Genomic DNA, 20,181 nt, shown 5'->3' with positions numbered 1-20,181 from the left:
TTGACCACCGAAGGGGCGCAACGCTGTGACCTCCGCCTGGCTGCTGCTGGGCGTGGCCCTGCTGCTGATCCTCGCCAACGGCCTCTTCGTCGCCGCCGAGTTCGCCCTGGTCACCGTGGACCGCGGGGAGGTCGCCCGGGCCGCCGCAGGCGGCGACCGCAGGGCGCGGGGCGTGCAGCGCTCGCTGCGCACCCTCTCCTTCGAGCTGTCCGGCGCCCAGCTCGGCATCACCGTCACCTCGCTGCTGGTCGGCATGCTCGCCAACCCGTCGCTGGCGAAGCTGCTCAACGGTCCGCTGACCTCGATCGGCCTGCCCGGCGGAGCGGTCCACCCGACCGCCGTGGTGGTCGGCATGCTGCTGGCCACGGTGGTGCAGATGGTGGTCGGCGAGCTGGTCCCCAAGAACTGGGCCATCTCCCGTCCGGTGCAGGTCGCCCGGGCCGTGGCCGGACCGCAGCGGCTGTTCTCCACTGTCTGCCGCCCCGTCATCCTGCTGCTCAACGGCGCCGCCAACCGCCTGGTCCGGGCGCTGGGCATGGAGCCGGCCGAGGAGCTGGCCTCCGCGCGCAGCGCCGAGGAGCTGGTGGCACTGGCCCGCCACTCCGCCAGCGAGGGCGCCCTGGAGGAGGACACCGCCGACCTGTTCGTGCGCACCCTGGGCCTGGGCGAGCTGACCGCGGAGAGCGTGATGACCCCCCGGGTCGACGTCGCCGCGCTGCAGGAGTCGGCCACCGCCGCCGACGTGCTCAACCTCACCAGGGTCACCGGGCAGTCCCGCTTCCCGGTGTACCAGCACAGCATCGACGAGGTCACCGGCATCGTCACGCTCAAGGACGCCCTGGCCGTCCCGGCCGAACGGCGCCCGGACACCACGGTGGCCGTGCTGATGTCGGATCCGCTGCTGGTCCCGGAGACGCTGCCGGCCGAGCGGCTGCTGGAACTGCTGCGCCGGCAGCACCCGATGGCGGTGGTGGTCGACGAGTACGGCGGCACCGCCGGGGTGGCCACCCTGGAGGACGTGGTCGAGGAGATGGTCGGCGAGGTGCTGGACGAGCACGACACCGGCGAGCACCCGGAGCTGCGCCCGCTGCCGCCGGTGGACGGGCACCCGGCCTGGGAGGTCGACGGCCGCTGCCGGGTGGACCAGCTGGAGGCGATCGGCCTGGACGCCCCCGACGGCCCCTACGAGACCATCGCCGGGCTGGTCGCCGACCTGCTCGGGCGGCTCCCGGAGCGGGGCGACAGCGCGGAGCTGCCGGGCTGGCGGCTGACCGTGCTGGGCATGGACCGGCACCGGACCGAGGCGGTGCTGCTGGTGCGCACCGGCGACGGCGGCGAGTGGACCGGCCGCAGGCGGGAGGAGCAGCGATGAGCGCGGTACTGCAGATCGGCTTCTCGGTGCTGCTGCTGCTCGGCAACGCCTTCTTCGTCGGCGCCGAGTTCGCCCTGGTGTCGGTGCGCCGCAGCCAGGTCCAGCCGCTGGCCGAGGCCGGCGACCGCCGGGCCCGCACCGTGGTGCACGCGCTGGAGCACGTCTCGGCGATGATGGCCGCCGCCCAACTCGGCATCACCATCTGCTCGCTGCTGCTGGGCGCGCTGGCCGAACCGGTGATCGCCCATCTGCTGGAGGGGCCGTTCCACGTGCTCGGCGTGCCGACGGAGCTGACGCATCCGCTGGCCTACGTCATCGCCCTGGCCGTGGTGGTGTTCCTGCACATGGTGGTGGGCGAGATGGTGCCCAAGAACATCGCCCTGGCCGGCCCCGAGCGGGCCGCGCTGTGGCTGGGGCCGCCGCTGGCGGGACTGGCCCGGGTGCTGGGTCCGGTGATCCGCTTCCTGAACGCCTTCGCCAACCTGCTGCTGCGGCTGCTCGGTGTGGAGATCAGGGACGAGGTGGAGTCGACGTTCACCAGTGAGCAACTGGCCCACCTGCTGCAGGACTCGCGCGAGGCCGGGCTGCTCGGCAGCACCGCGCAGGAGCGCCTGGAGGACGCCCTGGAACTGGGCCGGAGGCCGGTCAGCGAGGTGCTGATGGCGCCGGACCGGCTGGTCAGCGTGGACACCTCGGTCACCGCCCGGCAGATGGAGGAGCTGGCGGTGCGCACCGGCTTCTCCCGCTTCCCGGTGGTCGGCGGCAACGGCGCCTTCCTGGGCTACCTGCACGTCAAGGACGTGCTGGAGCTGGAGGACCGGGAGACCCCGGTCCCGCAGGAGCTGTGGCGCCGGCTGATCACCCTGCCGGAGAGCACCCCGCTGGACGACGCCCTGGCCGCGATGCGCCGGGCCACCTCCCACCTGGCCGGCGTGGTCGGCCGGGACGGGCTGCCGCTGGGCCTGGTGACCATGGAGGACGTGCTGGAGGAACTGGTCGGCGAGGTCCGGGTCTGACGGTCGGGCCCATCGGCTCGACCGGCACTCGAATGTCCTATCCTCAGGCCCACAGCTGGTGGATGATCAGTTCATAGGAACGGGGGAGAGGAACAGTATGAGCGATCGAAGACTGGAGGTCGACGGCGTCTCCAAGCGCTACGGGGACACCGTCGCGCTGAGCGGGATGACCTTCGAGGTGCGGGCCGGGGAGATCTTCGGCTTTGTCGGCAGCAACGGCGCCGGCAAGACCACGACCATGCGGATCGCACTGGGCGTGCTCGCGGCGGACGCGGGCGAGGTGCGCTGGGACGGCGTCCCGGTGACCCTGGAGACCCGCAGCAGGATCGGCTACATGCCGGAGGAGCGCGGCCTCTACCCGCGGATGAAGGTCGGCGAGCAGCTGCAGTACCTGGCCAGGCTGCACGGCCTGACCAAGGCGGACGCGGTACGGGCCACCGCCGAGTGGACCGAGCGGCTGGGCGTGGCCGGGCGGATGGGCGACGAGGTGCAGAAGCTCAGCCTGGGCAACCAGCAGCGGGTGCAGCTCGCGGCGGCGCTGGTGCACCACCCCGAGATCCTGGTCCTGGACGAGCCGTTCTCCGGGCTGGACCCGGTCGCGGTGGACGTGATGAGCGAGGTGCTGCGGGAGAAGTGCGCCGACGGCGTCCCGGTCATCTTCTCCAGCCACCAGCTGGACCTGGTCGAGCGGATCTCCGACCGGGTCGGCATCGTCCGGGCCGGCTCCATGGTCGCCGTCGGCACCGTGGCCGAGCTGCGCGCCGGCGGTACCGAGGAACTGGTGGTGGAGGCCCCGCAGGCGCCGCCGGGCTGGGCGGACGGCCTGCCCGGCATCACCGTGGTCCGCCACGAGGGCGCCCGCACCGTGCTGACCCTCGGTCAGGACGCGGACGACCAGGCGGTGCTGCGCGCCGCGATGGCCACCGGGCCGGTACGGGAGTTCGCCCGGCGGCTGCCGTCGCTGACCGAGCTGTTCCGGCACGTGGTCAGCGCCCAGGACAAGCCCGAGGAGGCGGCGGCATGATGACGCCCGACAAGCTCAGGATCGGCTCGCGCGAGGCGATCAGACTGGTGGCGGTGCGCGAGATCACCGTCCGGATCCGCAGCAAGGCCTTTCTGATCCTGCTCGGGATCACCGCGGCCGCTGCCGTCGCCATCCCGCTGATCTCCCACTACGCCAACCTCTCCAGCGGCCCCACCAGGATCGCGGTGGTGCAGCAGGACGCCGCGCTGGCCCCGACGCTGCAGGCCACCGCCGCGCAGCTGGGCCAGAAGGTCACCGTCAGCACGGTCGCCGACCATGCCACCGGGGTGGACCAGGTGAAGTCCGGCGACGTGGCGGTGCTGGCCGAGAGCGGTCCGCAGGGGATCCAGGCCACGGTGAAGAAGACACTCAGCACCCCGCTGAACCAGCTCTTCCAGGTGGTGGACCAGCAGACGGCGCTGAACGACCAGATCACCAAGCTGGGTGGCAACCCGGCCACCGTCGGCCAGGCGGTGGCCTCCACCAAGGTCCAGGTGACCGAGCTGCAGCCGGCCAAGGCGCAGAACGGGCAGCGGCTCACCATCGCCATCGGCGCGGCGCTGCTGCTGTACATGACGCTGATGTTCGTCGGGCAGTCGGTTGCCCAGGGCGTGGTCGAGGAGAAGTCCAGCCGGGTGGTCGAGCTGCTGCTCTCCACGTTGCGCCCCTGGCAGTTGCTGGCCGGCAAGGTGTTCGGCACCGGGCTGCTGGGACTGATCCAGATGCTGGTCCCGGCGGTGCTCGGGGTGGGGGTCGGCCTCGCCACCGGGGCGCTCAACCTGTCCCTGGGGAGTTCGGTCGGCACCGTGGCCTGGGCGCTGGTCTGGTACGGGGTCGGCTTCGCGCTCTACGCGCTGGTGTTCGCCGCGCTGGGGGCCACGGTGTCCCGGCAGGAGGACGTCGGCGGGCTGGTGCTGCCGGCGACGGCACCGCTGATCCTGGCCTGGGTGGTCGGCATCTCGGTGGTGCCCTCCAACCCGGAGAGCTCGCTGGTGGAGTGGCTGTCGATGGTCCCGCCGTGCGCGCCGGTGCTGATGCCGATGCGGATCGCGATGGGGGTCGCTCCGCTGTGGCAGATGCTGCTCTCACTGGTGCTGGCGATCGCCTTCAGCGTGCTGCTGCTGCGGTTCGCCGGACGCATCTACCGCAATGCGGTGCTGCGCAGCGGGGCGAGGATTCCGCTGCGGGAAGCCCTGAAGGCGGCGTAGCCGGAGCCCCCCGCGGAGGGTGGTTTCTGTGGGGCGGGGGAGCTGCGGTGGTGCATGGCTTGTCGCGCAGTTCCCCGCGCCCCTACACGTTTGCAACTGAGCCAGTTGCAGCCCCCAGGGGCGCGGGGAACTGCGCGACCAACCACGCACCTCCCGCACCCGAAAGCCGAACCTAGCTCCGCCCCTCAATGAGCTCCCCATAAGCCTGAAGCACATCAGGAAGCCGCAATGTGGCCAGGTCCTGACGGGTCGGCGGATCGGTCAGAACCGACAGGCGGAGATCGCGGTAGGCGCAGGACTTCTCGTAGAGGGTCCGCATGAAGCGGCCGTTGCCCAGGTCGTCGATCCAGCCCTCCCGCACCACATGGGTGCAGATGGAGCGCAGCTCCTCCAGGGCCTCCTCGTCCCAGAAGTCCCCGTCGCCCTCGGCCAGCGCCTGGCCGATCGCCGCCAGCTCCACCGGACGGTAGCTCGGGAAGTCCACCCGGCTGGTGAAGCGGGAGTTCAGCCCGGGGTTGGCGGCCAGCAGCCGGTTCATGCCCTCGGGGTAGCCGGCCAGGATCACCACCAGCCGGTCCCGGTTGTCCTCGGCGCGCTTCAGCAGCACCTGCAGCGCCTCGTCGCCGTAGGCGTCACCCTTGCTGTAGCCGGAGTTGGCGAGGCTGTACGCCTCGTCGATGAACAGCACCCCGTCCAGCGCCGAGTCGATCAGCTCATTGGCCTTGACCGCGGTCTGGCCGAGGAACTCGCCGACCAGGTCCGCCCGTTGGGCCTCCACCAGATGGTCGCCGGAGAGCAGCCCCAGCGCGTAGAAGACCCGGCCGAGGATCCGCGCCACCGTGGTCTTACCGGTTCCGGAGGGCCCGGAGAAGACGAAGTGGCGCTTGGGCGGCTGCACCGGCAGGCCCTGGTCGGAGCGGAGCTGGGCCATCCGCAGCTGCGCGGACAGCGCCAGCACCTGGCGTTTGACCGGTTCCATGCCGACCATCCGGTCCAGCTCGGCCAGCGCCGCCTCCAGCCGCGGCCGGTCCGGCTGGGCCATCGTCCCGGGCGGCAGCGGGGCCGCGGACTGGGCCGCGCGGTGCCGGGCGCCGGCGCTCAGCTCGGTGTCCCGGTCCTCCCGCCCCTCGGGGTCCTCCCCGCGCCGCTCGGGGCCCGGGGGGCCGTCGGGATCGACCGGCAGCGGACCGGCTCCGCCGCCGAAGTCGCCGAGGTCCGTGCCGCCGAGCTCGCCGCTGCCGAAGTCGCCCTCGCCGAAGCCCTCGGCTCCGCTCTCGTCCCCGTCCAACAGGCCCGTGGTGTACGGCCCGTCGAGCGGGTCGCCGCCGTCGCCGTCCAGCCCGGCGACGACCTCGGGGCCCTCGGCGTAGGCGTCGAAGAAGGTGGGTTCGAACGGGCCCTCGCCGCCCGGCGACCCCAGCGGGTCCGGCTGTCCCTGGCCGCCTCCGCTGGCGTGGCGGGGGCGCTGCGGGGTGGGCGGGGCCGGGGCCTCCAGCATCGCCGGGTCCACGCCGTCCTCGGCGGTGATCGCGGCCAGCCTGGCGGCGGTGTCCATGAAGCCGGGGTCGACCCGGTGCACCGCCCGGTACAGCGACAGCGCCGCCGCGCTGCGCCCGCCGCCCTCGTAGGCCCGGGCCAGCCAGTAGCGCAGCTCCTTGCGCTGCGGCTGCTCCGAGCGGCACCGCGCCAGCGAGCCGGCCAGCGGGAGCTCGGCCTGGCCGCACATGTCCAGGCGGACCCTGGCCATGCCGCCGAACAGCCCTGCCTCGATGCCCAGCAGCGGGTCGTCGAGCAGGCTGTCGGTGTCCCGGATCAGCTGCTCCCAGTCCTTCAGCAGATAGGAGCGGCAGGCGTGCAGGAACCGCACCGAGCGGTCCTGCTCGCGCGGCGGGCAGTCGGCCAGCGCCTGCTCCAGCTCGGTCAGGTGCCGGCCGTCGAGCCAGTGCGAGGCGTGCGCCAGGGCGAGGTCCCTGGCGTCCTCCAGCACCGGCTGCACCCACCAGCCGAGCCAGTACCAGGAGCTCAGCGGACGGCGGTGGAGCCGGCGCTGCTCGCCGAAGCGGTCCCGGTGGCGGTGCATGGCCAGCAGGGCGGCCGAGGTCTCGGAGCGCAGGGCGTGCAGCCCGAGCCAGGCGTCGGCCATGCCCGGGTCGATCCGCACGGCGGAGCGGAACTCCTCCTCGGCGCGGGTGTAGGCCCCCGCGATGTAGGCGTCCATGGCGCGAAGCCAGGCTCGGTCGGCCAGGCTGCGGGTTCGCCTGCCCTCAGTGTCCTCAGTCCCCACCGGTCAGTCCCCCTGCTGTGCGCGGCTGTGCCGGTCACCGAGCGCGGGCCGCGGGCCGTCCCCCCTTTGGAAGACCCGGACGGTCAAAGCTCCATGACGATCCGTCGGCGCGTAGATGTCGCATCCGCGCCTGTGGGCATCGTACCGGTGCGGTGCTGATCCGGAAGGGTGCCGGAAGGGTCGGCAGGGGCGGGGGAGCGGTATGCGTGGCCGGAAACGCTCGCACCGGGGGCCCCGGATCACTCTGAGTGATCTTCACGCGGCCCGGCCGGGCGGTACGGCGGTCCGGGCGGCGGAGTGACGGCGGGTGACCGTTCCGGGGCCGGGAATGAGTATCGCCAACCCTACTGAGCTGCTCGGAAGCCACGGGGGAACGGCTTCCGAGCAACCCAGCAGGGCTGGCGATCACTCCTGGCGACCGTGGTGGGAACAACGGCCGACCGGTACTCTCAGGGGGCGCAGGCGAGTTCCGCTCTGCGTTGAGAAGAACGTAGTTGCTGTCGAGGCAGCAGGTCAAGAGCCTATGGAGGCCCTGGGTCGGGCCTGTGCCTCCGGCCCGATCCGACGACGCCTCCGGTGGACCGCAGGTGAATTGGCTGGGAGTCAGGTCATGGCCCCCCGGCTCGGATGATTACCCAACGTTACCGACCGGGCGGTATGTGTCCGGCCATGCTTCCGGTCGCCGTCGGGTCGTGGCGACATGTCGACGCCGCCGACGCGGAAGGTCGCTGGAGGGCCGCTGGAGGGCCGAGGTCCGGTGCTGGTGACGCCGGGCCGGGAATGGGGCATACTCACCTCGGCGCAGGTTAACGCACGTTCACTGAGACCCGGTGGACGCCGTCCCGACCGGCCGGCACGCCCCGCGATCCCGGCGGCGCTCCGGTCGCGGAGTGCAGGATGCAGGAGGCACGATCCCACCATGAGTCAGCCGATCCGTCCCGTGAAGACGATGGACCGTCAGCTCCCCAGCGAGGAGGCCGCCGACCTGCTGGCGCTGACCCGTGAGCTGGTCGACCGCGAGCTGGCCCCGGCCGCCGCCGAGGAGGAGGCCGAGGGCCGCTTCCCGCGCGAGGCGGTGCGGCTGCTGGGCCGGTCCGGACTGCTGGGCCTGCCCTACCCCGAGGAGTACGGCGGCGGCGGGCAGCCCTACGAGGTGTACCTGCAGGTGCTGGAGGAGCTGGCGGCCGGACGGCTCACCGTCGGCATGGGCGTCAGCGTGCACACCCTCGCCTGCCACGCGCTGGCCACCTTCGGCAGCGAGCAGCAGAAGCAGGACTGGCTGCCGGACCTGCTGGGCGGCGAACTGCTGGGCGCCTACTGCCTCTCCGAGCCGCAGTCCGGCTCCGACGCCGCCGCGCTGACCACCCGGGCGGTGCGCGAGGGCGACCACTACCGGGTCTCCGGGACCAAGGCCTGGATCACCCACGGCGGGGTCGCCGACTTCTACAGCACCATGGTCCGCACCGGCGGTCCGGGCGCGGCCGGCATCAGCGTGCTGCTGATCCCCGCGGACACGGCCGGTGTCTCGGCCGACGCCCCGGAGCGCAAGATGGGCCTCAAGGGGTCGCCGACCGCCCAGGTGCACTTCGACGGGGCCGAGGTGCCGGCCGAGCGGCTGATCGGCGACGAGGGGCAGGGCTTCTCCATCGCCCTGTCCGCGCTGGACTCCGGCCGCCTGGGCATCGCCGCCTGCGCGGTCGGCGTCGCCAGGGCGGCACTCGATTACGCCGTGGAGTACGCCAGGACCAGGACCCAGTTCGGCCGCCCGATCGCCGAGTTCCAGGGGCTGTCCTTCATGCTCGCGGACATGGCGACGGCGGTGGAGGCCGGCCGGGCGCTCTACCTGTCGGCGGCCCGGCGCCGTGACGCCGGACTCGCCTTCGGCAAGGAGGCCGCGATGGCCAAGCTGTTCTGCACCGACGCCGCGATGCGGGTCACCACCGACGCGGTCCAGGTGCTCGGCGGCTACGGCTACACCGCCGACCACCCGGTCGAGCGCTACATGCGCGAGGCCAAGGTGCTGCAGATCGTGGAGGGCACCAACCAGATCCAGCGCATGGTGATCGGACGCAGGCTGACCGGGGCCTGACCGGCCCTCAGCGCTGCCGCTGGGCGGGGATCCTGACCCGTACCGGCCGCGATCCGGGGCCGCCGACGTGGGAGAACGGCTGGCGGCGCCAGTCCAGCTCCGGCGGCAGCGCCAGCAGGGCCTCCAGCGAGGGCTCCGGGTCGAAGTCCGGCTCGTCCTCGAGGTCGTCGGCGTCGTCCACGGGACGGCCCGAACCGGCGCAGACGGCGGGGGAGAAGGGGTGCCAGGCGGTCGGCAGCGTCGCGTGCTGGGGGAACCGCTCCTCGTCGCCGAGCAGGGCGATCGGGCGGTCGCACTCCGGGCAGCGGAGCCGCAGGATGTCCCAGGTCTCACCGTCTCCGGGGTCGATGCCCGGCAGCGCCTCGGGCGCCGGATCGACGGCAGGAGTCAGCTCATCAGTGGCAGACATGTGATCCCCCTCGATGAAGGAAGGCGACGGCCCGGCTGTGAGCGGGGCTCCGATCGCCGACTGGTGCACCCCTCCCGCGTCCGGTGCGCCGCAACGACGGAGCACCGACGGAATCACGGAGGAGTCACAGGCAGAACTTCCCAGCGGGATATGCGGCTAACCCTGCCGGGGACCTTCCCTCGTGCAGGTCACTGTGGCCTTCGTCACACCCGGGCGGTCCAGCCCGTCGGCGTTCGCCCCCCGGTTCGGATAGCCTCGCGTCTCGTGGAGGAACTGGATCGTCAGATCGTGCAGCTGCTCGTCGCCGACGGGCGGATGAGCTACACCGACCTGGGCAAGGCCACCGGCCTGTCCACCTCGGCGGTGCACCAGCGGGTGCGCCGCCTGGAGCAGCGCGGGGTGATCCGCGGCTACGCCGCGATCGTCGACCCGGAGTCCGTCGGTCTGCCGCTGACCGCGTTCATCTCGGTCAAGCCCTTCGACCCCAGCGCACCGGACGACGTCCCGGACCGGCTGGCCGCGCTGGAGGAGATCGAGGCCTGCCACAGCGTGGCCGGTGACGAGAACTACATCCTGAAGATCCGGGTCTCCGCCCCCGGCGACCTGGAGCACCTGCTGGCCCGGATCCGCTCCGCCGCGGGCGTCTCCACCCGTACCACCGTGGTGCTCAGCACCCCGTACGAGGCCCGTCCGCCGCGGCTGGGATAGGGCGGGGCCGGGGTGGCGCAAACCCGCACATCCCGGTCGGGCAGACTGATGCCATGCACCCAGCCCCCGCCCTCCCCGCCCCCGAAGAGCCCGCCGTACGCACCGTCCTGCTGCGCGGCGGCGACGTCTACAGCCCGGCCGACCCGTTCGCCAGTGCGCTGCTGGTGCAGGACGGGCAGGTCGCCTGGGTGGGCTCGGACGGCGCGGCCGAGAGCTACGCCAGGGACGCGGACCTGGTGGTGGACCTGGACGGCGCGCTGGTCACCCCGGCCTTCGTGGACGCCCATGTGCACGCCACCGCCACCGGGTTGGCGCTGACCGGGCTGGACCTCACCGGCTGCCCGGACCTGGCCGAGGCGCTGCGCCGGATCACCGCCTTCGTCCGGGCCCAGCCCGCGGCGGACCGCGAGCGCGGCGTGCTGATGGGGCACGGCTGGGACGAGACCGGCTGGCCGGAGGGTCGTCCGCCGACCCTGGCCGAGCTGGACCGCGCCTGCGAGGGCGCCGCCGTCTACCTCTCCCGCACCGACGTCCACTCCGCACTGGCCTCCACGGCGCTCAGAGCACTCGTCGGCGCGGAACTGGCCGCGCACGCCGGGTACGACGCCGACGCGCCGCTCAGCCGTGCCGCGCACCATGCCGTGCGCCGGGTCGCGTTGGCCCGGCAGACCCCGCAGCAGCGCGACGCCGCGCAGCGGGCGATGCTGCGCCGGGCCGCCGAGCTCGGCATCGGCGCGGTGCACGAGTGCGCCGGCCCCGACATCTCCTCGCCCGAGGACCTGACCGCGCTGCTCGCCCTGGCCGGCGGCGGTGCCGAAGCGGCGGCCCGCCCTGAGGTCTTCGGCTACTGGGGCGAGCTGGGCGCCGTGGACACCGCCCGCCGGCTGGGCGCGGTCGGCGCCGGCGGCGACCTCTTCGTGGACGGTGCGGTCGGCTCGCACACCGCCTGCCTGCACCACCCCTACAGCGACGCCGCGGACCTGGACGGCGCCGCCTATCTGACGGCCGATCAGATCGCCGGCCATGTCACCGCCTGCACCGAGGCCGGGATGCAGGCCGGCTTCCACGCCATCGGCGACGCCGCGCTGGCGGCCGTGGTCGAGGGGGTGCGCGCGGCGGCCGGCAAGCTCGGCATCGCCGCGGTCCGGGCGCTGCGGCACCGGGTGGAGCACGCCGAACTGCTGGACGCCGACGCCGTCGCGGCCTTCGCCGACCTGGGCCTGACCGCGTCGGTGCAGCCGGCCTTCGACGCCGCCTGGGGCGGCGCGGAGGGGATGTACGCCACCCGGCTGGGCGCCGAGCGGGCCCGGGCGATGAACCCGTTCGCGGCGATGGTCAGGGCCGGGGTGCCGCTGGCCTTCGGCTCGGACGCCCCGGTCACCCCTCTGGACCCCTGGGGCACCGTCCGCGCGGCCGCCTTCCACCGCACCCCCGAACACCGGGTCTCGGTGCGCGCCGCCTTCACCGCGCATACCCGCGGCGGCTGGCGGGCGCTGGGACGCGACGACGCCGGGGTGCTGGTGCCGGGCGCGCCGGCCAGCTACGCCGTCTGGGCGCCGACCGACCTGGTGGTGCAGGCCCCCGACGAGCGGGTGGCCAACTGGTCCACCGACCCCCGTTCGGGGGTGCCTGGCCTGCCCGACCTCACCCCGGGCGGCCCGGTGCCGCACTGCCTGGCGACCGTGGTGCGCGGCCGGACCGCCCATCTGGCCGGCTGAGGACTCCGCCCCGGCCCTGCTGAGCCGTCCTGCTCCGCCGTCCGAGTGGTCACCGGTGTCCGGATACCGCCGAACGGCGGGTGTCCCGGGCGCCGCTGCGGCCCCGTTTCATCCGCTCTGACCTGCATCTTTACCATGTTTTGGCAGGTCGGGGGGCGGTTGACACCGGACCGGCGTCGGCGAGTAGGTTCGGCCGCGTCCACCTTCCGGAATCCTCCGCAGGACCGACCGATCGGAACTCCCCCCACGCAAAACCCGGAACCACGACTGGGCCACAGTGCGGCGTCCCCGGATGCCGACAGGCAGCCAGGTCCAGTGGCTCGAGGTCCGGGGAGCGCGGGCGCCGGCAGGCCAACCGGGTCCGGTCGGCAGGTGCGACCCGGGCACGGCTCGGACGCTCAGTAGACAACGGCCTTCGGTCGATCCGCATCCAGCGGGCCCCGGGTCGGACCGAAGAGCGTTCGGGCCGCGCCCGTCGGCATGCCCCGTGCCGGGCGCCGGCCCCCGTCGAGCGGGACACTGGGATGCACAGACGCCCATGTGAACGGGGTGACCGCGATGTCCGCTGCTGCGTCCCCGGACGGCGAGGACCGCTACTGGACCACCGCCCGGGTGGTGATCGCAATGCTGCTGGGCGCCCTGGCGGTGGCCGGGCTGAGCTACGCCGGCACCCATCTGAACGCCGACCGGACCACGCCGGCGGCCGACGGGGCCATGGCCGTCCCCGGGCGGGGCGACTGCGTGACCGCCCAGGTGGTCCCGGCGACCGTCGGCGGTGCGCGGCAGGTCGACTGCTGGTCCGGGCAGGCCCGCTACACGGTCGTGCAGACGTTTCCGGCCAGTACCGACCCGAACGCCTGCGCCGATGTGCCCGGCAGCGAGTTCGCGCTGCTGCAGCGCACCAGCGCGACCGGCCCGGTCAATGTGCTCTGCGTGGAACCCCTGCATGTGGTGCCACGTTGGGAGGGCGAGTGAGCAGGCCGGATAACAACTTGGGTAGGTAAGAGGCGCCACGGGTCGCCCTGGGCGCCGACGGCCCGTTTTCACGCTGTACCGTCGTCGCACGCCGTGTGTTCCGACGCACGGCGCGAAACCGTAACTCCGAGCGTGAGTGAGTGTGGCGCCCGTGGCCCAAGCAGTCGACCCCGGAGGCGCTGTCGCCGTCCCGGACCGGCCCGAGGCCGCCGAGGGCGCCGACGCGGCTGCTCCGTCCCGGCTCCGCCGCCGGCTGGCGGCCGTCCGCGCCGGGCTGCCGCGCACCGGGCTGGCCATGCTCTGCGGTGTGCTGCTGGCGCTGTCCTTCCCGCCGTACGGACTGTGGCCGCTGTCGTTGCTCGCGGTGGCCGGGCTGGCCCTGCTGACGCACCGGCGGACCGCACGGCAGGCCGCCTGGACCGGGTTCGCCTTCGGCGCGCCCTTCCTGATCTGGCTGCTGTTCTGGCTCAATGTCATCGGCCCGGACGCCTGGCTGCTGCTGGCCCTGTTCGAGTCGCTGTTCCTTGCGGCGATGGCCGCGGGCCAGGCGGTCACCTCCCGGCTGCCGGGCTGGCCGCTGTGGACCGCCTGCCTGTGGGTGACCCAGGAGTGGGCCAGGGACCGGGTGCCGCTGGGCGGTTTCCCCTGGGGACGGCTGGCCTTCGCCAACACCTCCTCCCCGTACACCCCGCTCGCCGCCATCGGCGGGGCGCCGCTGGTGACCTTCGCGGTGGCGCTGAGCGGGGCGCTGCTGGCCGCCGCGGTGCTCGCGGTGGCCCGGCGCGGCTCCGACGGCCGCTGGCGGCTGCGGGCCCTGGCCGCGGTGGCGCTGGGCGCGGCCGCCGGAGTGGTCGGCTACGCGGTGCCGATCCCGACCGCGGGGACCACCGCCGGGGGTCCGGCCAGCGCCGAGATCGCGGTGATCCAGGGCAATGTCCCGCACGCCGGGATGGACTTCCTGGGCCGTCCGATGCAGGTGCTGCAGAACCACGTCCAGGCCACCCTGGCGCTGGCGCAGCAGGTGGCGGAGGGCAAGAAGGCCAAGCCGCAGCTGGTGATCTGGCCGGAGAACTCCTCCGACGTCAACCCCTACACCACCCCCGAGGCCTACGCCGCCATCCAGCAGGCGGTCGACGCCATCGGGGTCCCGATCCTGGTCGGCGCCCTGGTGGACGGTCCGGACGCGCAGCACGTGCAGAACGAGGGCATCGTCTGGGCGCCGTCGACCGCGGCCGTGCCGGGGCCCGGTGCGCACTACACCAAGCAGCACCCGGTGCCCTTCGGCGAGTACGTGCCGTTCCGCTCGGTGCTCTCGAAGTACATCACCCGGCTGCAGCGGGTCGCCCGTGACTTCGCCAAGGGCACCAGCACCGGAATCCTCCAGGTCGGCCCCGCCAGGATCGGCGACGTCATCTGCTTCGAGGTGGCCTACGACGGCATCGTCGACGACGCGGTCAGCAAGGGCGGCCGGGTCCTGGTGGTGCAGACGAACAACGCCACCTACGAGCACACCGACCAGCCCGACCAGCAGTTCGCCATGTCGCGGCTGCGGGCCGTCGAGCACGGCCGGGCCGTGGTGATCGCCGCCACCAGCGGGATCAGCGCGGTGATCGAACCGGACGGCAGCGTCGAGCAGCGGAGCGAGCTGGCGACTGCGGCCGAACTGGAGGCGGACGTGCCTCTCCGGGACACCCTCACCGTGGCGGACCGTGTCGGTGCGGCACCGGAATGGGTTCTCTCCATAGCGGGACTGCTCGCGGTCGGCGCCGCGGTCGGCATCTCCACCGCGCGCCGGCGCCGCAGTACCCGCACCGACTGACGAACACCGAACCAATGACGCTGCTGACAAAGGGGCCGGTCCGTGACGGACAGCACCACTGAGGTCCACCGGACCTTCGGTGACCTGGGCAAGATCCTGGTGATCATCCCGACGTACAACGAGATCGAGAACATCGGGCGGATCACCTCCCGGGTGCGCGCCGCCGTGCCCGAGGCGCACATCCTGGTGGCCGACGACAACAGCCCGGACGGGACCGGCCGGGCCGCCGACGAGCTGGCCGGCTCGGACCCCAACCTCCAGGTGCTGCACCGCAAGGGCAAGGAGGGCCTGGGCGCCGCCTACCTGGCCGGCTTCCGCTGGGGCATCGACAACGGCTACGACGTCCTGGTGGAGATGGACGCCGACGGCTCGCACCAGCCGGAGCAGCTGCCGCGGCTGCTGACCGCGCTGCGCGGCGCCGACCTGGTGCTGGGCTCGCGCTGGGTCACCGGCGGCGAGGTGGTCAACTGGCCGAAGAGCCGCGAGTTCCTCTCCCGCGGCGGCAGCCTCTACTCGCGGCTGATGCTGCGGGTGCCGATCCGCGACGTCACCGGCGGCTACCGGGCCTTCCGCAAGCAGACCCTGCTGGGCCTGGGCATGAGCGAGGTCGCGTCCCAGGGCTACTGCTTCCAGGTCGACCTGGCCTGGCGCGCGGTGCGGGCCGGCTTCAAGGTCACCGAGGTGCCGATCACCTTCGTCGAGCGCGAGTTCGGCGCCAGCAAGATGAGCAACAAGATCGTGGTGGAGGCACTGGGCCGGGTCACCTCCTGGGGCGTCAACAGCAGGCTGGGGCGGATCCCGGCCCCCACCCCCGACCGGGAGGCGTAGCTCCGGGTGCGGCGCGGGCGGGCGGCGCGGCGCTGCGGCGGAACGAGCGTCCGGGCCCGTACGTTGACCAGGGTGTATCAGCATGCGAGCCCGAAGGAATGGACAGCGCCGTGAGCCAGGTAGGACCCGACCCCGGGATCGTCCGTCCCCGCCCGCGCGGGCTGCGCCGGTACCTGCCGCTGGCGGTCGCGGCCTGGGTGGTGCTGGAGATCTGGCTGCTGATCCTGCTGGCCGGGGTGATCGGCGGGTTCGGGGTGCTCTGCTACCTGGTGGTCTCGGCGCTGCTGGGCGGCTGGGTGATCAAGCGGGCCGGCCTGAAGGCGTTGCGGGCCACCACGGCGGGGCTGCGGGGCGGGGTGTACCCGGCCGAGGGCGGGGACCCGATCGCCAAGGAGACCCGCACCGCGGTCACCATCGCCGGCGGGCTGCTGCTGGTGCTCCCGGGGATCCTCTCCGAGCTGCTGGCCCTCGGCTGTCTCTTCCCGCCCACCGCGGGGGTGCTGCGCAGGCTGCCGGAACGGTGGCTGCGGCGGCCCGGGACTCCGCTGGGGGACGCCTTCCGGCTCCAGGAGCAGCTCCGGATCCATCGGCCTGACGGCAAGGTGGTGCAGGGCGAGGTGGTGGATCCGGCCGAGGATCCGCTGCGCAAGCGGGACGATCCCTACGGGTACGGCGGGTCCCGGGATCAGCTGCACTAGGTTCAGGTGCCGGCAGTAGGTGGTTGGTCGCGCAGTTCCCCGCGCCCCTAGGGTGCTGCAACTTGCCCGCAGCGGTTCAGTTGCAGGACCCGGACACACGGCAGGGCCCGGGACGCAGCACCTGGTGGTGGCGCTGCGACCCGGGCCCTGCCGTGCCGCCCCGGACGGGTCAGGCGGACTTGCGGTTGTCGCGGGGGTGGACGGCGATGTTCATACCGCCGGACCGCAGGACTGCGAGCCGTTCGGCGAGCACCTCCTCCAGTTCCTCACGGGTACGCCGCTCCATCAGCATGTCCCAATGCGTACGGGCGGGCTTGGCCTTCTTTTCCTCTGGTTCGTCGCCGTCGAGCAGTAGTGCCTCGCTGCCGCAGAAGCGGCACTCCCACACGGTCGGGATCTCGGCCTCTACGGAGAACGGGACCTCGAAGCGGTGCCCGTTCGTACATGCGTACTCGACGGTCTGGCGCGGGGCCAGGTCGATGCCGCGGTCGGTCTCGTAGCTGGTGGCCCCGAGTCGCGTGCCGCGGAGAGCTCGCTCACTCATGAATCGTGCCTCCCGGGCTTATGGCCCACAGGACTGGATGTCGCTGTCTTCGTCGGTTGGTGCAACGTGCGGCAACCGTCGAAGATTCCCGTTCGGGAGATACGTCTTCCGTCGTGCCGCCCCTGTTTGTACCCACACCTGCCCGAATTGTCACATCTCAACGTGAATATCACCCTCAGTTGCCGACTTTTTGCGTGCCGTCACGGTGCCGGTGTGGATTTCCCGGCGTACACTACCGGCCGCCGCCGACCTGGACCGGGCCGGGCTGCCCGGGCCAGGCACCGCGCTCGATCAGTACGTCGCGCAGGACGTCGACCCGGTCCGCCATGATCCCGTCCACGCCGAGGTCCAGCAGTTCGTGCATCTCCTCGGCCCGGTCGACGGTCCAGACATGGACCTGGAGGCCCAGTCCGTGGGCCGCGCGCAGGAAGGGGCGGTCGACCACCGGCACCCCGGAGGCCGGCCAGCGCACCGGGACCTGGACGCAGACCGTCTGCCTGCGGGCGGCGGCCCCGAGCAGCCGGTCCACCGGGACCGGGCCGCTGAGCGAGCGCAGTCGCAGGCCCAGCACCCCGCGCGGGGAGAGCGCCACGGCCAGCCGGGGTCCGGCGGCGGCGCGGACCGCGGCGAGCCGGCCGTCGGAGAAGGAGCCGACGCAGACCCGGTCCCAGGCGGCGGTCCTGCGGATGGTGTCGGCCAGCGGCCGGACCGCACCGGGCGCCTTGACGTCGATGCTGAAGCGGGCCTCGGGGAAGGCGGCGAGGAGTTCGTCCAGGCGCGGGATCGGCTCGCGTCCGGCGATGCGCGCGGCCGAGACGGTGCGCCAGGGCAGCGCGGCGACGGCGCCGGAGCTGTCGGTGACCCGGTCCAGGCGGCTGTCGTGGAAGGCGACCAGGACGCCGTCGGCGGTGGCGTGGACGTCGGTCTCCAGATAGCGGTAGCCGAGTGCGACCGCGCGGGCGAAGGCCGCCATGGAGTTCTCCGGACCGCCGAGGGCGCCGCCCCGGTGCGCGAAGGCGAGCGGTCCCGGATGGTCCAGGAAGGGGTGGCGCGGCAGACGGCGGCTGGTCACGGGCGCTCCATCGGTCCGGGGTGAAGCTGCGAGAAGTATGCAGCCTGGAGCACGTGTAAGGGGACCGGTGACAGATCCTCAGCCGACGTTCATTCTCTTCAAGGCTGGTTGTCAGTCCCTGCTGCGAGACTCTGTGCCATGTCGGCGAGCAGGTTCCCGCAGGAACTCCTCCGTGCCCAGCGTCAGGTCTGGGCCAGCGAGGCGGCTTCGCGTGCCTTCGTGCTGGCGGGGCCGGACAGCCCGGTGGCGCAGTGGCCGCTGCCGCGGCAGGAGGAGTACCGCCGCCTGCGCGCGGCGCACGAGCAGGCGCTGCGCGCCGTCCGTGAACATCCGCTGATGGTCGACGCGATCGAGGACCACCACTGGGCGGCGACGATACAGGCGCTCTCCGCCGCGGCGCGGGCCGAGGAGCGGATGGCGGCAGCCTGAACGCGGCGGGCCCCGGCGTGGCCGGGGCCCGAAGGGTGAGCAGCAGTCCTGAGCAGCAATTCTTGAGCAGCAGTCAGAGCAGTGGCAGCGCCGTGGTGATGGGCTGGGTGATCTCGCCGGTGCGCTCCTCGGGGCTCTCCGCTGCGGGGGCCGGGCGGTCCTGGTCCAGCGAGGCCGGGATCGGCGGCGGCGTGCTGTCGAGGGGCGTCTTGGCCAGCACCGGCGCCGCCGCGGCCTCGGTGCGGCTGTCGGCATGCGGCAGCAGGGCGATCACCGCGTCGCGCTGGTCCGCCGGGGTCTCCTCGTCCAGCGGGTCCGGCGCGGCCGGGACCTGGATCCGTACCGGCGGATTGGTGCCGAGCCTGGCGTAGCCGCGTCCGGCCGGGGTGTGGCTGGAGGGGGTGATGTCCAGCGGAACGCCGAGGGCCTCCGGGGCGAGGTCGGGGTCGAGCGCGCCCAGCACCACCCGGGCGCGGGTGGCCGACCGCACCGTCGGCTTGATCCGGTCCAGCGCCTCCAGGCGGTCCGCGACCACCACGGTGACGTGGGCGGTGCGGCCGTGCCGCAGCGGGAACTCCAGCAGGTCCTGCGGGTCCGGGCGGTTCTCGGCCTGGGCCAGCTCGCTCAGCTCGGCCGGATGGTCCAGCAGCAGCCACAGCGGCCGGACGGTGTCGGCGGGCGGCGCCTCGCCGGTGCGCTTGGCCAGGTTGTGGGCGTCCAGCCGGCGCTGGGTCTCGTGCACGGCCCACTCCAGGGCGGCCAGTGCGCCGTGCAGGCTGGTCTCGACGGTGTGCACGCCGGGGCGTCCCACCAGGCAGGCGTGCTCGCCGGTGCCGGCGCCGTCGATGACCACGATGTCGCCGTGCGGCAGCGCCTGCAGGGCCAGCGAGCGCAGCAGGGTGGAGGTGCCGTGGCCGTGGGTGCCCAGCGCCAGCAGGTGCGGCTCGCTGGAGCGGGGGCCGGTGCGCCAGAGCACCGGGGGCTGGTGCGCGGTGCCGGAGCCCTGGCGCACCGGGATCATCCGGTTGGTGCTGGTGGTGTCGGTGAACCCGAGCACGATCTCGCCGTTGGCGGTGACGTAGGGCTGCGCGGTGATGTCGGTGGGCAGCGGGGCCAGGGCGGCGACCTGGAGGTGGTTGGTCTCCTCGTCCCAGGTGAAGCGGTATTCGCGGCTGCGGCCGGCCTTGCTGTGCACCACGTGTTCGATACGGGCCCTGGCGTGCGGCTCGGTGTCGGTGAAGTAGGCGGGGTAGCGCAGGTCCAGTGCGGCCAGCCGGCCCTCGCCGTCGAACTCCCAGGAGTTGAAGGCGGCCTTGAAGTCCCCGCCGTGGCTGTACATCGGGCTGGGGTCGGACTCGTGCACCAGGTAGGGGGTGAGCGCGGTGTAGATGGCGCCCAGCTTCAGCTGGCTGGTGTCCGGTGCCGGTTCGGGGGCCGGGGAACGGTCGCGGCCCGCCCAGGCCGCGCTGCCCATCAGGGTCAGCAGGGCCAGCAGCGGGCCGTAGGGGAGCAGGGCGACGGCGGCGAGGACGGCGATGGCGAGCAGCACGGCCGGACCGCGGCGGTCCTTGGGCAGATTGCCCCACCAGTTCTTGGTCCAGCGCCCGTGTGCGCGCAGGCCGCGGCCGATGGTGATCAGCGGACCGAACATGTCGGCGGCGTGGTCGCCGGCGGTGCGTGCGAACTCGCGCCCCCGGGTGAGGTGGTCGTTCAGGGTCATCGGTGTCTCTCCGGCAAGGGGCAGGCAGGGGCGCGGTTCGGCGGCGGGGGCGGTCGGGGCCTCGGTCAGAACTTGATGCCGCCGAGCAGGCTGGCCAGGCTCTGGCCGCCGGCCTTGATGCTCGGGGCGATGGCGGTCCCTGCCAGGTAGAAGCCGAACAACGCGCAGACCAGCGCATGCGAGATCTTCATGCCGTCCTTGCGGAAGAACAGGAAGGCGATGATGCCGAGCAGGACGACTCCGGAGATGGAGAGGATCACGGTGGGCT

18 protein-coding genes are annotated in these 20,181 nt (G+C 73.0%); 12 read left to right on the top strand and 6 right to left on the bottom strand.

Annotation, left to right across the window (positions count from 1 at the left end; translation table 11 throughout):
* Window positions 1-25: 25 nt before the first annotated feature.
* The 4 genes from ABUW04_RS16640 to ABUW04_RS16625 all read left to right on the top strand — a co-directional run bounded on the left by ABUW04_RS16640 (window position 26) and on the right by ABUW04_RS16625 (window position 4,620).
* Window positions 26-1,372, top strand: a complete 1,347-nt coding sequence (locus ABUW04_RS16640) for a hemolysin family protein (RefSeq protein WP_030249085.1) — start codon at window positions 26-28, stop codon at window positions 1,370-1,372.
* Window positions 1,369-2,388 carry a hemolysin family protein gene (locus ABUW04_RS16635; protein WP_380565512.1) on the top strand — a complete coding sequence of 340 codons (1,020 nt, stop codon included), beginning with the start codon at window positions 1,369-1,371 and terminating at the stop codon, window positions 2,386-2,388. Before ABUW04_RS16640 ends, ABUW04_RS16635 begins: the two co-directional genes overlap by 4 nt.
* A 97-nt stretch (window positions 2,389-2,485) precedes the next feature.
* Window positions 2,486-3,412, top strand: coding sequence for an ABC transporter ATP-binding protein (locus tag ABUW04_RS16630; RefSeq protein WP_380565510.1), 927 nt, complete (start codon window positions 2,486-2,488; stop codon window positions 3,410-3,412).
* Complete coding sequence (locus tag ABUW04_RS16625) at window positions 3,409-4,620, top strand: ABC transporter permease (RefSeq protein WP_380565509.1); 1,212 nt, start codon at window positions 3,409-3,411, stop codon at window positions 4,618-4,620. The genes ABUW04_RS16630 and ABUW04_RS16625 overlap by 4 nt, the downstream gene beginning before the upstream one ends.
* Window positions 4,621-4,792: 172 nt before the next feature.
* On the opposite strand, the gene ABUW04_RS16620 is transcribed toward ABUW04_RS16625, so the two are convergent.
* Window positions 4,793-6,838 carry an AAA family ATPase gene (locus ABUW04_RS16620; protein ID WP_380565508.1) on the bottom strand — a complete coding sequence of 682 codons (2,046 nt, stop codon included), beginning with the start codon at window positions 6,836-6,838 and terminating at the stop codon, window positions 4,793-4,795.
* A 985-nt stretch (window positions 6,839-7,823) separates the two neighbouring features.
* Between ABUW04_RS16620 and ABUW04_RS16615 the strand changes: the two genes are divergently transcribed.
* A complete protein-coding gene (locus ABUW04_RS16615; protein WP_380565506.1) occupies window positions 7,824-8,993 on the top strand; it encodes an acyl-CoA dehydrogenase family protein in 1,170 nt (389 codons plus the stop codon).
* Between the two features lie 7 nt (window positions 8,994-9,000).
* On the opposite strand, the gene ABUW04_RS16610 is transcribed toward ABUW04_RS16615, so the two are convergent.
* The gene (locus tag ABUW04_RS16610) at window positions 9,001-9,402 is read right to left on the bottom strand and encodes a hypothetical protein (RefSeq protein WP_037594112.1); all 402 of its coding nucleotides are present in this window, start codon (window positions 9,400-9,402) and stop codon (window positions 9,001-9,003) included.
* A gap of 264 nt (window positions 9,403-9,666) precedes the next feature.
* Between ABUW04_RS16610 and ABUW04_RS16605 the strand changes: the two genes are divergently transcribed.
* The 6 genes from ABUW04_RS16605 (at window position 9,667) to fxsA (ending at window position 16,148) form a co-directional block, all read left to right on the top strand.
* Entirely contained in the window at window positions 9,667-10,110 is a 444-nt protein-coding gene (locus ABUW04_RS16605; protein ID WP_030249102.1) for an Lrp/AsnC family transcriptional regulator, read from the top strand.
* A gap of 53 nt (window positions 10,111-10,163) precedes the next feature.
* Window positions 10,164-11,828: an amidohydrolase gene (locus ABUW04_RS16600; RefSeq protein WP_380565504.1), complete on the top strand. Its 1,665-nt coding sequence runs from the start codon at window positions 10,164-10,166 to the stop codon at window positions 11,826-11,828.
* A 558-nt stretch (window positions 11,829-12,386) separates the two neighbouring features.
* Window positions 12,387-12,803 carry an LppU/SCO3897 family protein gene (locus tag ABUW04_RS16595; protein WP_380565503.1) on the top strand — a complete coding sequence of 139 codons (417 nt, stop codon included), beginning with the start codon at window positions 12,387-12,389 and terminating at the stop codon, window positions 12,801-12,803.
* A gap of 151 nt (window positions 12,804-12,954) precedes the next feature.
* Window positions 12,955-14,622 carry an apolipoprotein N-acyltransferase gene (gene lnt, locus ABUW04_RS16590; RefSeq protein WP_380565502.1) on the top strand — a complete coding sequence of 556 codons (1,668 nt, stop codon included), beginning with the start codon at window positions 12,955-12,957 and terminating at the stop codon, window positions 14,620-14,622.
* 42 nt (window positions 14,623-14,664) lie between these two features.
* Complete coding sequence (locus ABUW04_RS16585) at window positions 14,665-15,450, top strand: polyprenol monophosphomannose synthase (protein ID WP_380565500.1); 786 nt, start codon at window positions 14,665-14,667, stop codon at window positions 15,448-15,450.
* A gap of 110 nt (window positions 15,451-15,560) precedes the next feature.
* Window positions 15,561-16,148: an FxsA family membrane protein gene (fxsA, locus tag ABUW04_RS16580; RefSeq protein WP_380565498.1), complete on the top strand. Its 588-nt coding sequence runs from the start codon at window positions 15,561-15,563 to the stop codon at window positions 16,146-16,148.
* Between the two features lie 169 nt (window positions 16,149-16,317).
* Here the strand turns inward: fxsA and ABUW04_RS16575 are convergent, their stop codons facing one another.
* Both ABUW04_RS16575 and ABUW04_RS16570 read right to left on the bottom strand, forming a co-directional pair.
* Window positions 16,318-16,692 (bottom strand): RNA polymerase-binding protein RbpA, encoded by a 375-nt coding sequence (locus ABUW04_RS16575; RefSeq protein WP_030249115.1) that lies wholly within the window; start codon window positions 16,690-16,692, stop codon window positions 16,318-16,320.
* Window positions 16,693-16,924: 232 nt separating this feature from the next.
* Window positions 16,925-17,749: a glycerophosphodiester phosphodiesterase gene (locus ABUW04_RS16570; protein WP_380565649.1), complete on the bottom strand. Its 825-nt coding sequence runs from the start codon at window positions 17,747-17,749 to the stop codon at window positions 16,925-16,927.
* A 153-nt stretch (window positions 17,750-17,902) separates the two neighbouring features.
* Here ABUW04_RS16570 and ABUW04_RS16565 point away from each other — a divergent pair, with 153 nt between their 5' ends.
* Complete coding sequence (locus ABUW04_RS16565) at window positions 17,903-18,193, top strand: hypothetical protein (RefSeq protein WP_030249121.1); 291 nt, start codon at window positions 17,903-17,905, stop codon at window positions 18,191-18,193.
* 73 nt (window positions 18,194-18,266) lie between these two features.
* On the opposite strand, the gene ABUW04_RS16560 is transcribed toward ABUW04_RS16565, so the two are convergent.
* Window positions 18,267-19,913: a hypothetical protein gene (locus ABUW04_RS16560; RefSeq protein WP_380565496.1), complete on the bottom strand. Its 1,647-nt coding sequence runs from the start codon at window positions 19,911-19,913 to the stop codon at window positions 18,267-18,269.
* 65 nt (window positions 19,914-19,978) lie between these two features.
* Window positions 19,979-20,173 carry a hypothetical protein gene (locus ABUW04_RS16555; protein ID WP_030249126.1) on the bottom strand — a complete coding sequence of 65 codons (195 nt, stop codon included), beginning with the start codon at window positions 20,171-20,173 and terminating at the stop codon, window positions 19,979-19,981.
* Window positions 20,174-20,181: the final 8 nt, after the last annotated feature.

Source organism: Streptacidiphilus jeojiensis, from assembly GCF_042510965.1.
In the GTDB taxonomy this organism is placed as follows: domain Bacteria; phylum Actinomycetota; class Actinomycetes; order Streptomycetales; family Streptomycetaceae; genus Streptacidiphilus; species Streptacidiphilus jeojiensis.
Note: the sequence above shows the minus strand (reverse complement) of the source record. Positions and strands in the feature narration are given on the sequence as shown.

What these genes read in the sequence shown, in the direction of transcription:
- ABUW04_RS16635 (WP_380565512.1), top strand. Translation starts at nt 1,369, where the DNA reads ATGAGCGCGGTACTGCAGATCGGCTTCTCGGTGCTGCTGCTGCTCGGC.
- ABUW04_RS16630 (WP_380565510.1), top strand. Translation starts at nt 2,486, where the DNA reads ATGAGCGATCGAAGACTGGAGGTCGACGGCGTCTCCAAGCGCTACGGG.
- ABUW04_RS16610 (WP_037594112.1), bottom strand. Translation starts at nt 9,402, where the DNA reads ATGTCTGCCACTGATGAGCTGACTCCTGCCGTCGATCCGGCGCCCGAG.
- ABUW04_RS16565 (WP_030249121.1), top strand. Translation starts at nt 17,903, where the DNA reads ATGTCGGCGAGCAGGTTCCCGCAGGAACTCCTCCGTGCCCAGCGTCAG.
- ABUW04_RS16615 (WP_380565506.1), top strand. Translation starts at nt 7,824, where the DNA reads ATGAGTCAGCCGATCCGTCCCGTGAAGACGATGGACCGTCAGCTCCCC.
- ABUW04_RS16625 (WP_380565509.1), top strand. Translation starts at nt 3,409, where the DNA reads ATGATGACGCCCGACAAGCTCAGGATCGGCTCGCGCGAGGCGATCAGA.
- ABUW04_RS16620 (WP_380565508.1), bottom strand. Translation starts at nt 6,838, where the DNA reads ATGGACGCCTACATCGCGGGGGCCTACACCCGCGCCGAGGAGGAGTTC.
- ABUW04_RS16560 (WP_380565496.1), bottom strand. Translation starts at nt 19,913, where the DNA reads ATGACCCTGAACGACCACCTCACCCGGGGGCGCGAGTTCGCACGCACC.
- ABUW04_RS16600 (WP_380565504.1), top strand. Translation starts at nt 10,164, where the DNA reads ATGCACCCAGCCCCCGCCCTCCCCGCCCCCGAAGAGCCCGCCGTACGC.
- ABUW04_RS16575 (WP_030249115.1), bottom strand. Translation starts at nt 16,692, where the DNA reads ATGAGTGAGCGAGCTCTCCGCGGCACGCGACTCGGGGCCACCAGCTAC.
- ABUW04_RS16595 (WP_380565503.1), top strand. Translation starts at nt 12,387, where the DNA reads ATGTCCGCTGCTGCGTCCCCGGACGGCGAGGACCGCTACTGGACCACC.